17 protein-coding genes and 1 pseudogene are annotated in these 14,901 nt (G+C 71.9%); 9 read left to right on the forward strand and 9 right to left on the reverse strand.

Translation table 11 applies throughout. From position 1 onward, the window contains the following. Positions 1-25: 25 nt before the first annotated feature. Both ABZ078_RS30705 and ABZ078_RS30710 read right to left on the reverse strand, forming a co-directional pair. The gene (locus ABZ078_RS30705; protein WP_356580679.1) at positions 26-550 is read right to left on the reverse strand and encodes a toxin-antitoxin system, toxin component; all 525 of its coding nucleotides are present in this window, start codon (positions 548-550) and stop codon (positions 26-28) included. 39 nt (positions 551-589) lie between these two features. Next, the gene (locus ABZ078_RS30710; RefSeq protein WP_356580601.1) at positions 590-1,240 is read right to left on the reverse strand and encodes a helix-turn-helix transcriptional regulator; all 651 of its coding nucleotides are present in this window, start codon (positions 1,238-1,240) and stop codon (positions 590-592) included. 223 nt (positions 1,241-1,463) lie between these two features. Between ABZ078_RS30710 and ABZ078_RS30715 the strand changes: the two genes are divergently transcribed. The 8 genes and pseudogenes from ABZ078_RS30715 to ABZ078_RS30750 all read left to right on the forward strand — a co-directional run. Beyond that, the gene (locus ABZ078_RS30715; RefSeq protein ID WP_356580603.1) at positions 1,464-2,126 is read left to right on the forward strand and encodes a hypothetical protein; all 663 of its coding nucleotides are present in this window, start codon (positions 1,464-1,466) and stop codon (positions 2,124-2,126) included. A 127-nt stretch (positions 2,127-2,253) separates the two neighbouring features. Further along, a complete protein-coding gene (locus ABZ078_RS30720; RefSeq protein WP_356580605.1) occupies positions 2,254-3,405 on the forward strand; it encodes an FAD-binding oxidoreductase in 1,152 nt (383 codons plus the stop codon). Beyond that, entirely contained in the window at positions 3,402-3,704 is a 303-nt protein-coding gene (locus ABZ078_RS30725; protein WP_356580607.1) for a (2Fe-2S)-binding protein, read from the forward strand. Before ABZ078_RS30720 ends, ABZ078_RS30725 begins: the two co-directional genes overlap by 4 nt. Then, complete coding sequence (locus tag ABZ078_RS30730) at positions 3,697-5,133, forward strand: FAD-dependent oxidoreductase (protein ID WP_356580608.1); 1,437 nt, start codon at positions 3,697-3,699, stop codon at positions 5,131-5,133. The genes ABZ078_RS30725 and ABZ078_RS30730 overlap by 8 nt, the downstream gene beginning before the upstream one ends. A gap of 51 nt (positions 5,134-5,184) precedes the next feature. Next, positions 5,185-6,081: a dihydrodipicolinate synthase family protein gene (locus ABZ078_RS30735; RefSeq protein WP_356580610.1), complete on the forward strand. Its 897-nt coding sequence runs from the start codon at positions 5,185-5,187 to the stop codon at positions 6,079-6,081. A gap of 58 nt (positions 6,082-6,139) precedes the next feature. Further along, the gene (locus ABZ078_RS30740) at positions 6,140-7,141 is read left to right on the forward strand and encodes a proline racemase family protein (protein ID WP_356580612.1); all 1,002 of its coding nucleotides are present in this window, start codon (positions 6,140-6,142) and stop codon (positions 7,139-7,141) included. A 53-nt stretch (positions 7,142-7,194) separates the two neighbouring features. After that, positions 7,195-7,899 carry a GntR family transcriptional regulator gene (locus ABZ078_RS30745; protein ID WP_356580613.1) on the forward strand — a complete coding sequence of 235 codons (705 nt, stop codon included), beginning with the start codon at positions 7,195-7,197 and terminating at the stop codon, positions 7,897-7,899. A 146-nt stretch (positions 7,900-8,045) separates the two neighbouring features. Then, positions 8,046-8,220: pseudogene (locus ABZ078_RS30750) on the forward strand (LacI family transcriptional regulator); the annotation flags it as partial. A gap of 50 nt (positions 8,221-8,270) precedes the next feature. Here the strand turns inward: ABZ078_RS30750 and ABZ078_RS30755 are convergent. The 4 genes from ABZ078_RS30755 to ABZ078_RS30770 are packed head-to-tail and all read right to left on the reverse strand — an operon-like array spanning position 8,271 to position 11,618. Beyond that, on the reverse strand, positions 8,271-9,077 hold the full coding sequence (locus tag ABZ078_RS30755; RefSeq protein WP_356580615.1) for an ABC transporter ATP-binding protein: 807 nt from the start codon (positions 9,075-9,077) through the stop codon (positions 8,271-8,273). Positions 9,078-9,097: 20 nt separating this feature from the next. Then, entirely contained in the window at positions 9,098-9,877 is a 780-nt protein-coding gene (locus tag ABZ078_RS30760) for an ABC transporter permease subunit (protein ID WP_356580617.1), read from the reverse strand. Next, positions 9,874-10,647, reverse strand: coding sequence for an ABC transporter permease subunit (locus ABZ078_RS30765; RefSeq protein ID WP_356580619.1), 774 nt, complete (start codon positions 10,645-10,647; stop codon positions 9,874-9,876). Before ABZ078_RS30765 ends, ABZ078_RS30760 begins: the two co-directional genes overlap by 4 nt. Further along, the gene (locus ABZ078_RS30770) at positions 10,644-11,618 is read right to left on the reverse strand and encodes an ABC transporter substrate-binding protein (protein WP_356580621.1); all 975 of its coding nucleotides are present in this window, start codon (positions 11,616-11,618) and stop codon (positions 10,644-10,646) included. Before ABZ078_RS30770 ends, ABZ078_RS30765 begins: the two co-directional genes overlap by 4 nt. A gap of 192 nt (positions 11,619-11,810) precedes the next feature. Here ABZ078_RS30770 and ABZ078_RS30775 point away from each other — a divergent pair, with 192 nt between their 5' ends. After that, complete coding sequence (locus ABZ078_RS30775) at positions 11,811-12,662, forward strand: IclR family transcriptional regulator C-terminal domain-containing protein (RefSeq protein WP_356580623.1); 852 nt, start codon at positions 11,811-11,813, stop codon at positions 12,660-12,662. On the opposite strand, the gene ABZ078_RS30780 is transcribed toward ABZ078_RS30775, so the two are convergent. From ABZ078_RS30780 to ABZ078_RS30790, 3 genes are read right to left on the reverse strand one after another with little or no spacing between them, the layout of a single operon-like run. Continuing rightward, positions 12,577-13,512: a PDR/VanB family oxidoreductase gene (locus ABZ078_RS30780; protein ID WP_356580625.1), complete on the reverse strand. Its 936-nt coding sequence runs from the start codon at positions 13,510-13,512 to the stop codon at positions 12,577-12,579. The genes ABZ078_RS30775 and ABZ078_RS30780 overlap by 86 nt on opposite strands. Next, complete coding sequence (locus tag ABZ078_RS30785; RefSeq protein WP_356580627.1) at positions 13,509-13,736, reverse strand: hypothetical protein; 228 nt, start codon at positions 13,734-13,736, stop codon at positions 13,509-13,511. The genes ABZ078_RS30780 and ABZ078_RS30785 overlap by 4 nt, the downstream gene beginning before the upstream one ends. Next, the gene (locus ABZ078_RS30790) at positions 13,733-14,800 is read right to left on the reverse strand and encodes an aromatic ring-hydroxylating dioxygenase subunit alpha (protein ID WP_356580629.1); all 1,068 of its coding nucleotides are present in this window, start codon (positions 14,798-14,800) and stop codon (positions 13,733-13,735) included. Before ABZ078_RS30790 ends, ABZ078_RS30785 begins: the two co-directional genes overlap by 4 nt. Positions 14,801-14,901: the final 101 nt, after the last annotated feature.

The following is a 14,901-nucleotide window of genomic DNA, read 5'->3' on the forward strand; positions in this document are numbered from 1 at the left end:
CGTACGCGCACCGCCGCGCCCTCGGTCAGCCCTGCGGGCCGAGATACCCCAGGGACGCCTCGATCCGCCCCGCCAGATGATCCCGCTGGCCCCGCACCGACGACACCGCCAGCCACGCCCGGCACTTGCTGGCCAGTAACAGGCCGAAGGTCTCGGCCTCCTTCTCCTCGGCCTGGTCGAAGTGGCTGCGGGCGGCGACCTTGAGGACCGTCGAGCGCAGGTCGGCGTCGTCGCTCAGGAGGCGGGCCGCCACGGTGGCGCCCTCGATGCTGTGGCTGCAGTGGCCCGCCTTCATGTGCCACAGCTCGTGGCCGAGGATCACCAACTGGTGGTCGGGCGCGGTGCGTTCCTCGATCACGACCAGGTCCTGGTCGGCCATGTCGAGCCACAGCCCGCTGGCCGTGCCGACCGGGAAGGCGGCCGTACGGAAGTGGACGGGACGGCCGCGGCGTCTGCTCATCGCGTCGCACAGGGCGCCGTACAGCTTCTCCGGCGCCGCGGGTGCGGGAAGGCTCAGCTCCGCGACCAACTCGCCGCACAGGCGGCGCATTTCCCTACCGATGCCCACTTGTCTCCCGTTCTCCCCGGATCACGACTCGGGCCGCTTGACGCTCTCCAGGAGCATGTCCAGCCACTCGGCGACCTTGTCGCGGTGCTGGTCGGTGGGCAGTTGGGCGGCCCGCCAGGCGATCCCGCGCACACCGTGGTCCTGGAGCAGCCTCTCCAGCGGGTCCGCGGCGGCCTGCGCCGCCTCGCGCTCCGCCAGCTTCTGGAGCAGATCCTGTTCGGTGTGCTGGAGGGCGCCCGTGAGTGCCTCGGGGTCCTCGGCCGTGAGGAATCCGGCGTGGACGCGGAAGAAGCGCTGGATGGCGTCGCAGTGCTCCATGGTGGGGCGCCGGTCGCCGTTGATCAGGGCGCCCGCCTGCTGGCGCGACATGCCCGCGCCGTCGGCGATCTCCTGCTGGGTGTACTTGCGGCCGTTCGGCTTCAGGCGGGTGCGGCGCAGGAGGTCCAGGCGCTGGAGGAAGCGGGCCTGGACGTCCGGCTCGCCCGCGGGGCGGCCACTGAGCAGGGCCCTGACCACGGGCTCCGGGACGCCGGAGGCCACGGACAGCCGGCCGGTGTCGAAGACCTCCGCGTGCGGCACGCCGAGCCGGTCGGCGAGCGCGGTGACACGAGCGACGACGGCCGGCAGCGCAGCCGTCTGCGTGGCGCCCGGACCCTCGAAGCCACCCGTCACCGACAGATCTCCTACGTCTCTCACAGGCTTCTCACAAGCGGTTGCCGTGAACTTGGTGGAGATTACCGGGTAGTTCGAACTCACATCCAGGTCTCGCCACAACTGTGGCCAATTTCAGCCGTCAACAGACACGAAATGCCACGATAGTTGACACCGATCGGGCGTGGGCACCAGGATCAGGGCGCCGCGTGAAGGCCGCATAGGCAAGAGGGGTGACCTCCCGATGGCATATCAGGCAGGTGGGCAGCGGTCCGTACCGCGGCCCGTCCCCGAGAGTCGCGAGGCCCAGGCGTATCTGCGCGACTACGCCACTCTCCTGGAGGCCGTGCCGTTCCCGTCCGTCCTCCTCGACCGCCGCTGGGACGTCGTTCTGGCGAACACCGCTTTCGCGTCACTTTTCCGCGGCGTGGGCCCGCACCCGACGGCCATGCCCGACGACAACTTCCTCCGGTTCGTCCTCTTCCACCCGGACGCGAGCACGGTCCTCGGTGATCACGAGTCCAGCTGGTGCCTACCGCTGCTGGCCCAGTTCGCGGCCGCCCTGGAGCGGCACGGCCATGACCACGGGTTGCAGGCCATCCGCCGGGAGATCGCCCAGGACCCGCTGATGGAGGCCGCCTACCGGCAGGGTCTGCCGCACTGGGTCCGCGCGGTCGGTGAGCGGGCCGTGGCGCACGACGGCGCCGTACGTCCCCTGCTGCACCCTGATCCGCGGTGGGGTGCGACCGAGTGCCGGGTCGTCGAGGAGACGCCCAGGACCCTTCAGGAGATGGGCTGCACCCGGCTGACGCTGGTCCTGCGCGAGGTGCGCCGCGACCGGCCCAGGGTCCGTGGGGCCCGCCGCGCCGCGGCCCATCTGCGCGTCGTGCCCACCCCTCAAGGCTGAGCGGGGCACCGTCGGCGTTCAGGTCGCCGGCGGCGCCCCGTCAGCGCCGTCTCCCCACCTCGTCCCACCTCGGCCGCGTGGCGTTCCCTTCATTCCCAGCTGATGGGATATGTGACATAGTACTGACGTGAGCAAGCGACTGACCTGCGATGTCGTGGTGGTCGGAGCCGGAATGGTGGGCGCGGCCTGTGCCCTGTACGCGGGCCGCGCGGGCCTCGACGTGATCCTCGTCGACCGTGGCCCGGTGGCCGGCGGCACGACCGGCGCCGGGGAGGGCAATCTCCTCGTCTCCGACAAGGAACCCGGTCCGGAGCTGGACCTCGCGCTGCTGTCCGGCCGGCTGTGGGGCGAGCTGGCGCGGGAGTTCGGGGAGGCCGTCGAGTACGAGGCCAAAGGGGGAGTGGTGGTGGCCTCGTCGCCCGGGGGGCTCGCGGCGCTGGAACGGTTCGCCGAAGGACAGCGCGCCGCCGGGGTCGTCGCCGAACCGGTCGCGGGCGACGCCCTGTACGACCTCGAACCCCACCTCGCCCCGGGTCTGCCCGGCGCCGTCCACTACCCCCAGGACGCCCAGGTCATGCCCGCCCTGGCCGCCGCCCACCTGGTCCGCGCCTCCGGCGCCCGCCTGCTCACCGGCCACACCGTGACCGGCGTCCTGCGCGCCCCGGACGGGACCGTGCGCGGGGTCCGCACGGACCAGGGCGACCTCCACGCCCCGGCGGTCGTCAACGCGGCCGGCACCTGGGGCGGTGACCTCGCCGCACTCGCGGGCGTCCACCTGCCCGTCCTGCCGCGGCGCGGCTTCGTCCTCGTCACCGAACCCCTCCCGCGCCGGGTCCGTCACAAGGTGTACGCCGCCGACTACGTGGCCGACGTGGCCAGCGACTCGGCCGCGCTGCAGACCTCACCGGTCGTGGAGGGCACGGCCGCGGGACCGATCCTGATCGGGGCCAGCCGCGAGCGGGTCGGCTTCGACCGGACGTTCTCACTGCCGGTCGTCCGTGCCCTGGCGGCCGGGGCGACCCGGCTGTTCCCGTTCCTGGAGCGGGTGCGGGCCATGCGCTCCTACCTCGGCTTCCGCCCGTACCTGCCCGACCACCTCCCCGCCGTCGGACCGGACCCCCGCGCCCCGGGGCTGTACCACGCCTGCGGCCACGAGGGCGCGGGCATCGGACTGGCCACCGGCACCGGCCACTTGATCGCCCAGGCCCTCACCGCCCAGAGTCCCGACCTGGACCTGGCGCCCTTCCGCCCCGACCGTTTCGCCGAGGAGGCCGCGTGAGATCCCCCGTGGAGTTGGCCGCCGCCCGACCGGGCCCCGCGTTCACCGTCACCCTGGACGGCCGCGAGATCGAGGCACTGCCCGGCCAGACCGTCGCCGCCACGCTCTGGGCGGCCGGAGTCACCTCATGGCGCAGCACCCGGGGCGACAGCCGTCCCCGCGGCGTCTTCTGCGGCATCGGCGTCTGCTTCGACTGCCTCGTGACCGTCAACGACCGGCCGAACCAGCGGGCCTGCCTCGTGCCCGTGCGGCCCGGCGACGCCATCCGCACGCAGGAGGGGACGGGCCACGATGACTGACCCGGACCGTCGAGGGGCACGCCCGCATCTGGCGGTGATCGGCGCCGGCCCGGCCGGTCTCGCGGCAAGTGTCGCGGCCGCCGCCCATGGCGTACGGGTCACGCTCCTCGACTCGGCCACGGAAGCCGGCGGGCAGTTCTACCGGCAGCCCGCCGCCGAACTGGGCGCCCGCCGCCCACAGGCCCTGCACCACCAGTGGCGCACCTGGGAACGACTCAGCGAAGGGCTGCGCACCCACGTCCGGGCCGGTGCCGTACGGCACTTGACGGACCATCATGTCTGGTGTGCGCAGCGGCGCGGCGACGGCTTCACCGTGCACGCGCTCCTCGGCCCGGAGCAGGAGGACCCGGTCGAGGTGCGCGCCGACGCCGTGCTCCTGGCGACGGGTGGATACGAGAAGGTGCTGCCGTTTCCCGGCTGGACCCTCCCCGGTGTCGTCACCGCGGGCGGCGCCCAGGCCATGCTCAAGGGCACCCTCGCGGTCTCCGGCCGCACCGCCGTGGTCGCCGGGACCGGCCCGCTGCTGCTCCCCGTGGCGACCGGACTCGCCGCGGCCGGCGTCGACGTGGCCGCGCTCGTCGAGTCCGCCGACCCCAAGACCCTCGTACGGCGGTCCCGCGCGCTGGCAGCGGAGCCCGGGAAGGTCGCCGAAGGCGCCGGATACGCGGCTCGGTTGCTGCGTCATCGGGTGCGGGTCCTCGCCCGGCACACGGTCGTCGAGGCGCACGGCACCGAGCGGCTCGAGGCGGTGACCGTCGCCGCGCTCGACGGCGACGGGCGGGTCAGGCCCGGCACCGGGCGCCGTATCCCCTGCGACACCCTCGCCGTCGGGCACGGCATGCTCCCGCACACCGATCTCGCCGAGACGCTGGGCTGCCGGCTCGACGGACTCGCCGTGCACGTCGACGACGAACAGCGCACCGACGTGCCCGGCGTCTGGGCCGCCGGGGAGACCACCGGCATCGGCGGCTCCGCCCTCGCGCTCGCCGAGGGGCACATCGCAGGACGCTCGGCCGCGGCGTGTCTGTTCGGGACCGAACCCGACCCGGGCGCATGGGCGGCGGCCGCCGAGGTCCGTAGCCGGCTGCGGGCGTTCTCCGTCGCGCTCGACTCCGTGTACGCGCCGCCCGCGCACTGGACCGAGCAGGTAACCGACGACACCGTCGTCTGCCGCTGCGAGGAGGTCACCGGCGGTGCGATCCGGGAGGCCGTGGCGGAGCTCGGCGCCGGTGATCCGCGGACCGTGAAGCTGCTGACGCGGGCCGGGATGGGCTGGTGCCAGGGCCGGGTGTGCGGGCCCGCGGTGGCGGGACTCGCCGGGTGCGAACCCACTCCGTCGCGGCGGCCCTTCGCCCGGCCCGTGCCCCTCGGGGTGCTGGCCCGTGCCGGAGAGCCAGACCGGCAGTGTCGCAGTGAATGGTCGCAGTGAAATGTCGCAGTGAAATGTCACACCGTATCGCTCCGATCGAGAGGGACCCACATGACCGCCACCGAGAACCGTCCCTGGCGCGGCGTCCTCGTCGCCACCGCGCTCCCGCTCGACGACGACCTCTGCGTCGACCACGGCAAGTTCGCCGAGCACTGCGCCTGGCTGGTCGAGAACGGCTGCGACGGCGTCGTACCGAACGGCTCCCTCGGCGAGTACCAGGTCCTCACTCCCGAGGAGCGCGCCAAGGTCGTCGAGACGGCCGTCGCGACACTCGGCGGCGCGCGCGTGATGCCCGGCGTCGCCGCCTACGGCTGCGCCGAGGCCCGCCGCTGGGCCGAGCAGGCGCGCGACGCGGGCTGCGCGTCCGTGATGCTGCTGCCGCCCAACGCCTACCGCGCCGACGAGCGTTCCGTCCTCGCCCACTACGCCGAGGTCGCCAAGGCGGGCGTACCGATCGTGGCGTACAACAACCCCATCGACACCAAGGTCGACCTGGTGCCCGAACTGCTCGCCAAGCTGCACGCCGAGGGGTACATCCACGCCGTCAAGGAGTTCTCCGGCGACGTCCGCCGCGCCTACCGGCTCGCCGAGCTCGCCCCGGAACTGGACCTGCTGATCGGCGCCGACGACGTGCTGCTGGAGCTCGCGATCGCCGGGGCGAAGGGCTGGGTGGCCGGCTACCCGAACGCGCTGCCGAAGTCCTCCGTGGAGCTCTACCGCGCCGCGGTCGCCGGCGATCTGGGCACGGCCAAGAAGCTGTACGAGCAGCTGCACCCGCTGCTGCGCTGGGACTCGAAGGTTGAGTTCGTGCAGGCCATCAAACTGTCCATGGACATCGTCGGCCGGCACGGCGGCCCCGTCCGCCCGCCGCGTGTCCCGCTGCTGCCCGAGCAGGAGGCGGCGGTCCGCACCGCCACCGAGAAGGCCGTCGCCGCGGGGCTGGCGTAACCGCACCGGCGCCGTCGCACTCGCGTACCCGCACGCGCAACCGCAAAGGAGGCCGGACATGCGCAGCGAACTCGTCCTGCACGCCGTCGACTCGCACACCGAGGGCATGCCCACCCGCGTCGTCACCGGCGGCGTCGGCACCGTCCCCGGCACCACCATGAACGAGCGGCGCCTGTACTTCCGTGAGCACCGCGACCACATCAAGCAGCTCCTGATGAACGAGCCGCGCGGCCACTCGGCGATGAGCGGCGCCGTCCTCCAGCCGCCCACCCGCCCCGACTGCGACTGGGGCGTGATCTACATCGAGGTCTCCGGCTATCTGCCGATGTGCGGACACGGCACCATCGGCGTGGCGACCGTGCTCGTCGAGACCGGCATGGTCGAGGTCGTCGAGCCGGTCACCACGATCCGGCTCGACACCCCGGCCGGCCTGGTCGTCGCCGAGGTGGCGGTTCAGGACGGCGCCGCGAAGGCGGTCACCCTCCAGAACGTGCCGTCCTTCTCCGTCGCCCTCGACCGCAAGATCACCCTGCCCGACGGGCGCACGGTGACCTACGACATGGCGTACGGCGGCAACTTCTACGCCATCCTGCCGCTGGACCAGTTCGGACTGCCCTTCGACCGCTCCCGCAAGGACGACATCCTCAAGGCCGGCCTCTCCCTCATGGCGGCGATCAACGCCGAGGAGGAGCCCGTCCACCCCGAGGACCCGTCCATCCGCGGCTGCCACCACGTCCATCTGATCGCCCCCGGCGCGACCTCCCGGCACTCCCGGCACGCCATGGCGATCCACCCCGGCTGGTTCGACCGCTCGCCCTGCGGCACGGGGACCAGCGCGCGGATGGCGCAGCTGCACGCCCGAGGCGAACTGCCCCTGCACACCGAGTTCGTCAACGAGTCCTTCATCGGGACCCGCTTCACCGGACGCCTCCTCGGCACCACCGAGGTCGGCGGCGTGCCGGCCGTCCTGCCCAGCTTCACCGGCCGCGCCTGGATCACCGGGACCGCGCAGTACCTGCTCGACCCGTCCGATCCGTTCCCGGCCGGGTTCGTGCTGTGAGCGTCGAGGATAATGAGGCGGGTAACGCGTGACATTGCACAGCTAGGAGACCCATGGCCGCCCAGCGCACCGGCGCCCCGTCCACCGCAGCCGCCCCGGCGCTGCCCACCCTGGGCGGCAAGAAGCGCAGCTACCGGGAGCGGGTCGCCGACGCCCTGCGGGCCGCGCTGATCGCGGGCGAACTGCTTCCCGGCGAGGTGTACTCCGCGCCGACGCTCGCCGCCCGCTTCGGCGTCTCGGCGACGCCGGTGCGCGAGGCCATGCTGGACCTGGTCAAGGAGGGACTGGTCGACACCGTCCCCAACAAGGGCTTCCGGGTCACCGCGGTCTCCGAGAGACAGCTCGACGAGTACACGCACATCCGCGCGCTCATCGAGATCCCCACGGTGGTCGCGCTGGTCGGGACCGCCGACAAGGTCTCCCTGGAGGCGCTGCGTCCCGCCGCCCGGGAGATCGTGCAGGCCGCCGTCTCCGCCGACCTCATCGCGTACGTCGAGGCCGACACCCGTTTCCACCTCGGCCTGCTCGCCCTCGCCGGCAACGCCCACCTCGTCGAGGTCGTCGGCGACCTGCGCAAGCGCTCCCGCCTCTACGGGCTCACCGCGCTCGTCGAGGCGGGCCGCCTGCTGGCGTCCGCCGAGGAGCACCTCGAACTCCTCGACGCCCTGATCGCGCGTGACGAGAAGGCCGTACGCGAGATCATGACCCGGCACCTCGGGCACGTCCGCGGACTGTGGGCAGCGCGCGGAGATCGTTGACGCGCCTGCGCAAGCCGTCCGCGTTCTTCGCGCTGCTCTTGCGCGCAGGACGCGACGACCGGCTGAGGCGGCGAGTGAGGCCGGAGTCAGCACGCGGACCAAGGACGAGGCTCCGAGGCCGACCTCGTCGCGCCGTTGCCGCAACGGTGGTGCTGGTCGACGCGGCCATCGAGCACCTGGCTTCCCAGGCGTGACCTGCGACGACGCGGTGGCCGTGGGCAGGCCCGGCGGCACCTGGTCTCGCTGGGCCACGAGCGCGTCGGACTCGTCCTCGGGGCGGCCGACCGCGTGCCCTCGGCGCGCGGACGGGCCGCCGCCCGGTCCGACGTGGTCCCCCACGACGGAACACGGGTCGGCCCGGCGGGCGCGGTTCAGTGAGGTGGAGGCGTGTCCGCCTCGGCGACGGCAGTCGTTCCGCGCTTCGCCGACTGGATCTGCTCGTACACATGGGTCCGCAGTTCGGCGAAGCGCGGGGACACGCGCGTGTGCACCTGGTCCCGCTCGTCGGGCAGGTCGACCTTGAGCTGCTCGCGGACGACGGTGGGTGAGGCGGAGAGCGTGATCACCCGCTGGCCGAGGTACACGGCCTCGTCGATGTCGTGGGTGACGAACAGGATCGTGATCCCGCGCTCCCGCCACAGCCCCCGTACGAGGTCCTCCAGATCGGCGCGCGTCTGGGCGTCCACCGCCGCGAACGGCTCGTCCATCAGCAGGACCTGAGGCTCGTAGGCCAGGGCGCGGGCGATCGCGACCCGCTGCTGCATCCCGCCGGAGAGCTGCCAGGGGTACGCCCCGGCGGCGTCCGCGAGCCCGACCGACTCCAGCGCGTCGGTGACCAGGTCCCGGCGTCGTTCCTTGCGCAGGTCCTTCTGCTTGAGGGGGAGTTCGACGTTGTCGGCGACCCGCATCCACGGGAACAGGCTGCGTCCGTACTCCTGGAAGACGAACGCCATACCGGGCGGCGGACCACTGACCCGCTGCCCGGCCAGTCGTACTTCACCCGCCGTCGGAGTGAGCAGTCCGCCCACGCACTTCAGCAAGGTCGTCTTGCCGCAGCCCGACGGGCCCACGAGACACACCAGTTCGCCCGCCTCGACGATGAAGCTGAGATCGCGGACCGCCTCCACCCGGCGCCCCGACCCCTCGTAGACCTTCTTCAGGCCTCGTACGTCGAGCATGGATCGCCCTTTCGTGAGTGTCACGGGGACCGCCTGGCCGAGGCGCGCAGACCGTGGTACCAGCCGAGCACCCGCCGCTCGACCAGTTGGAAGACGACCGACAGCAGAAAGCCGAGCAGACCGAGCACGAGGATGCCGGTCCACATGTCCGGGATCGCGAAACCGCGCTGGAACTGGACGATGGTGAAGCCGAGCCCGTTGCTCGCGGCGAACATCTCGCTGATCACCATGAGGATGATGCCGATGGACAGGGCCTGCCGCAGGCCCGCGAAGATCTGCGGGCTCGCCGAGCGCAGCACCACGTGCCTCAGGCGCGCCACGCCCGTGATCCCGTACGAGCGTGCCGTCTCCGCCATCACCGGGTCCACCGCCCGCACGCCCTCCACCGTGTTGAGCAGGATCGGCCACACGCAGCCGCTCGCGATCACCGTGACCTTCATCGTGTCGCCGATGCCCGCGAACAGCATGATGACCGGCACCAGCACCGGCGGCGGCACCGCCCGCAGGAACTCCAGGACCGGCTCGCACACCGCCCGCACCCGCCGACAGGAGCCGATGACGGTACCGAGCGCCACGCCGACGACCGCCGCCAGCGCGTAACCGCCGGTCAGGCGCAGCACGCTGGGCAGGACGTCCTCCCGTAGGCGCTCCGCCGTCCACACGTCCGGGAAGGTCTCCAGGATCGTGCGCAAGGCAGGCCAGTACACGTCCGTACTGCCGGCGGACGCCACCCACCAGAGCGCGACCAGCACCGCCGGCAGCGCGCACACGAACACCAGCCGCAGCAGCAGGAGCCTCACACCGCCACCTCCCCGCGCACCGACTGGTGCCAGGCCAGCGCCCGCCGCTCCACCGAGCGCGCGCCCACATTGATCAGCAGCCCCAGCAGCCCGGTCACCACGATCAGCGCGTACATCTCGGGCACGGCCTGCGAGGTCTGCGCCACCCCGATCCGCCTGCCCAACCCCGGTGCCCCGATGACGAGTTCGGCGGTGATGGCGAGGATCAGCGCGACGGCCGCCGCCAGCCGGACGCCGGTCATGACGTACGGCAGCGCGGTCGGCCACAGCACATGCCGGATCCGGGCCCAGGTGCCGAGGCCGTACGACCGCGCCGTCTCGTCCGCGACGGGGTCGACGTCCTGGACGCCGTACAGGACCTGGATCAGCACCTGCCAGAACGACGCGTAGACGACGAGCAGGAGCACCGAGCGCAGTTCCGTGCCGTACAGCAGCACCGCCAGCGGGATCAGCGCGACCGAGGGGATCGGGCGCAGGAACTCGATCGTGGAGGCCGTCACCTCGCGCAGATACGGCACGACCGAGACGACGACGCCCACCACGATGCCCGCGCAGGACGCGATCGCGAGCCCCAGTGCCCAGCCGGTGAGCGTGTCGCCGAGCGCCGTCCAGAAGGCGGCCTCGGCGACCTCGTCCGCGAGCGCCTCGGCGATACGGCTGGTCGGCGGGAAGTAGGCCTCCTTGACCAGGCCGAGCCGCGGCACCGCCTCGCCCAGGGCGAGGAAGGCCGCGAGCCCGGCCGCACCGAGTGCGACGTTCAGGCCCCTCACGGCAGCAGCTTGTCCAGGTCCGGCGTCGACTTGAACAGGCCGTCCTCCTCGCCGAGCTTCATCAGCGCCTCGATGGAGGCGCGGTTCGGCTCGGCCGGCCACTTCGGCAGGGTCACCTTCTCCAGCACCGCCGCCGGGATCTTCGTGTACGTGGTGACGATCTGGCGGGCCTCGTCCGGGTGGGCGTCGGCGTAGGCGAGGGACTCGGCGGTGGCCTCCTGGAACTTCTTCACCACCTCCGGGTTCTGCTGGGCGTACCGCGTCGAGGTGAAGTACAGCGCCACGGTGAGGTCGGGTGCCACGTCGACCAGGGGCGAGGCGATGACGCGTCCGCCCTGGCTCTTGACCCCGGCGAGGGCGGGTTCGACCACCTGGGCGGCGTCGATCTGCCCGCTGTCGAGGGCGGCGGGCATCTGGTCGAAGGCGAGCTCGACGAACTCGACCTTGTCCGGGTCGCCGCCCGCCTTGCGCACGGACGCGCGCACGGACGTCTCGTTGATGTTCTTCAGGGTGTTGATGGCGACCCGCTTGCCCTCCAGGTCCTTCGGCGTCCTGATCGGGCTGTCCTCGGCGACGGTGATCGCGCTGAAGTCCTCGCCCTCGACGCCGGTCGAGGCGATCGCGTTCGCGACGGCCTTGATCGGCACGTTGTTGGACTGGGCGATCATCAGCGACGTGACGTTGGAGAAACCGAACTGGAACTGACCGCTGGCCACGCCCGGCACGACCGCCGCGCCGCCCTGCGCCGCGGTGAACTCCAGCTGCAGGCCGCGCTTTTCGAAGAAGCCCTTCTCCTGGCCGAGATAGAGCGGCGCCACATCGACGATGGGAATGAGCCCGACCTTGACGGTGGTCACCCCGCCGGACGAGCCGCCCGCGTCCGAGGCGTCCCCGCCGCCGGACGAGCCGCAGGCCGTCGCGGAGACCAGGACGGACGCGGCCGTGAGAGCCAGAAACAGACGACGACGCATGAATCCCCCTGTGGGACCGACGCTGGTGCTCCGACAGGCTGTGCGCAGACAGCACGCTTGTGCTCAGCGAGAACGTAAGGCCGAGCCCGATTCATGGTCAATGCCTGTGTGCCTACGGGCCGTTGACATCACGAGATCCGCACTCCTAGCGTGCGCAGGGCGTACGGTCGTACGTCACGCCCGGAGGCCAGGATGTCCGCTGAAACCCGCGCACCGCATTTCGTCCGGTCCTTCGAGCGCGGCCTCGCCGTGATCCGTGCCTTCGACGCCGAGCATCCGACGCGGACGCTGAGCGAGGTGGCGCGCGCCTGCGAGCTGACCCGCGCCGCCGCCCGCCGCTTCCTGCTCACCCTCGCCGACCTCGGGTACGTCCACACCGACGGCCGCCGGTTCCGCCTCACCCCGCGCGTGCTGGAACTCGGCTACTCCTACCTCTCCAGCTACACCCTGCCGCAGATCGCCGAGCCGCATCTGGAGCAACTCGTCGCGCAGGTACGGGAGTCGTCGTCGCTGTGCGTCCTCGACGGCGACGACATCGTGTACGTCGCCCGCGTCCCCACGCGCCGCATCATGACGGCGTCCATCACGGTCGGCACGCGTTTCCCCGCGTATGTCACCTCGGTGGGTCGGGTGATCCTCGCCCACCTGCCGGAGCAGGACGCCGAACTCAGGTTCGCCAAAGCCGAGTTGAAGCCTCTGACCGGTCGCACCATCACCTCGCCGGACGCCCTGCGGACGGAGCTCGGCCGGGTGCGCCGACAGGGATACGCCGTCGTCGACCAGGAGCTGGAGGAGGGGCTGAGGTCGGTCGCCGTCCCGGTGCGGGACCGGGACGGCGAGGTGGTCGCGGCCGCCAACATCGCCGTGCACGCCGGCCGCACCTCCGTCGACTCCGTGCGCCGCGATCTGCTGCCGCACCTGCTGGCGACCGTCGCCCGGATCGAGGCCGACCTGCGCATCACAAATCCAGCACCAGCCGCTTCCCCCGGCACCGGGACACACAGATCATCATCGTCTCGCCGCTCTCCTGCTCCTGAGCCGTGAGCACGGAGTCCCGGTGCTCCGGGGTGCCGTCGAGGACGTCGGTCTCACAGGTCCCGCAGGTGCCCTCGGTGCAGGAGTAGAGCACCTCCACACCGGCCGCCCGGACCGTGTCCAGCACGGAGACCCCCGGCGCGACGGTGAGCGTCAGTCCGCTCTGCGCCAGCTCGACCTCGAACTCCCCTTCCTCGCCCGCCGGTTGTTCCTTCGGCTGGAACCGCTCGACGCGCAGCACCCCGGACGGGCACCGCTCCTCGACGGCGTCGAGCAGCGGACCGGGACCACAGCAGTAGACGAGCGTGCCGCCCGGCACGTCGTCCAGGACCGAGGCCAGGTCCAGCAGACCGGTCTCGTCCTGCGGGGCGATCGTCACCCGGTCGCCGTGCCGCCCCAACTCCTCGACGAACGCCATGGATCGACGGGACCGCCCGCCGTACAGCAGCGTCCACTCGGCCCCCGCCGCCTCGGCCGCGGCCAGCATGGGCAGGATCGGGGTGATGCCGATGCCGCCGGCGACGAAGCGGTAGGCCGTGGACGGCTCCAGCCGGAAGTGATTGCGCGGACCGCGCACGCGGACCTTGTCGCCCTGCCCCAACTGCTCGTGCACATGGGCGGAGCCGCCGCGCCCGTCCGGTTCCCGCAGCACGGCGATCCGCCACCGGGTCCGGTCCGCCGGATCGCCGCACAGCGAGTACTGCCGCTCCAGCCCCGGCCCGAGCACGACGTCGATGTGGGCGCCGGGCTCCCACGCCGGGAGCGGCTCGCCCAGCGGGTGGCGCAGGGTGAGGGCGAGCACGCCGTCGGCCGCGGTTTCCCTTCGGCTGACGACCAGTTCGGCTTCGTACCCGGTCATGAGCGGTTTCCTTGCGCCTGGTTTCCTTGCGCCTGGTTTCCTTGCGGCTGGTTTCCTTGCGGCTGGTGTCCCTGGGGGTGTGCGAGCATCCACTCCCACATCTCCACCGGGTCCTGCGCGGTGTGCTCGCGGCCGCAGTGACAGGTGCCGTGCAGGACGTCCGTGCCCGGCAGCCAGTCGATGCGGTAGATCTCTCCGGTCCCGAAGGGCGAGGGCGACGTCACTGGACCTTCTCCATCGGCTTCGCGCCCTCCTCCACCAGCCGGGCGAGGATACGGCGGGCGGCCAGGCCGCCGGTGTCGATGTTGATGCTCAGCTCCTGGTAGCCGTGACGTTCGGTGCCGAGGGTCTCCTGGAGCAGGTTGAGCGCGGTGACGTCCTGCATGACGACGGTGTGGTTGTTGCCGCGCAGGAACTCGGTGACCTCGTCGTCGTCCGTCGCCCAGTCGCGAGAGACTGCCCAGAAGTCGTACACCTTGCCGTCGCCGGACGGCGTGATGCAGTACGTGATCTCCGTGTGGAAGCCGTTCGGGTCGCTGCCGTCCGCCTCCGGCAGCACACCGACCGGGGCGATGCGGCTGTGCAACAGGTACAGGCAGGGCGCGTGGTACTCGATGTCCTGCCAGCGGGTGATCCGGCCCTGGATGCCGGTCGACCTGGCGTAGAACGGCGGGCACTCGGCGTCGTCCATGTGCCGGCTCACCCGTACGATGCCGGCGCCCTCGTCGACCTCGGTGGTGATCGGGGTCTCGGCGACCTCGGGGGTGCCGATGTAGCCGCCGTGCAGATAGGTCTCGTGGGACAGGTCGAGGAGGTTGTCGACGAGCAGGCCGTAGTCGCAGTCGATGGGCTCCATGCCGCGCACGGTGATCCAGCCGGGGGAGTCCAGATGCCTGGCCCGCGGGATGCCCCCCGGGTCGGCGAGCGCCGGGTCACCGATCCACACCCAGATCAGGGAGTCCTGCTCGACGACGGGGTACGGGGCCACCCGCGCCGTCCGCGGGATCCGCTTCTGCCCCGGCACGTACACGCACGTACCGGTCGTGTCGTACGTGAACCCGTGGTACCCGCACACGATCCGGTCGCCGTCGAGCCGGGTCGGCGGCTCGGACAGCGGGTAGCGGCGATGCACACAGCGGTCGTGCAGGACGACCGGCGTCCCCTCCTCCGTGCGGTAGAGAACGAGCGTCTCACCGAGGATCTTCCGACCGAGCAACTCGCGTCCGACCTCGTGGCTGTAGGCGGCGACGTACCACTGGTTCCTGGCGAAGGCGGTCATGTGCGGCATGGCGTTCCCGTCTCTGAGAGCGAGGCGTCGTCGCCCCGCGAGCCGTGGTTGGACTCAGCGTCCTGACGCCCCCCGCTGCTCGGCAAGGCGGCTTCCGTCAG

Source organism: Streptomyces sp. NPDC006385, assembly GCF_040612485.1.
Lineage (GTDB): Bacteria > Actinomycetota > Actinomycetes > Streptomycetales > Streptomycetaceae > Streptomyces.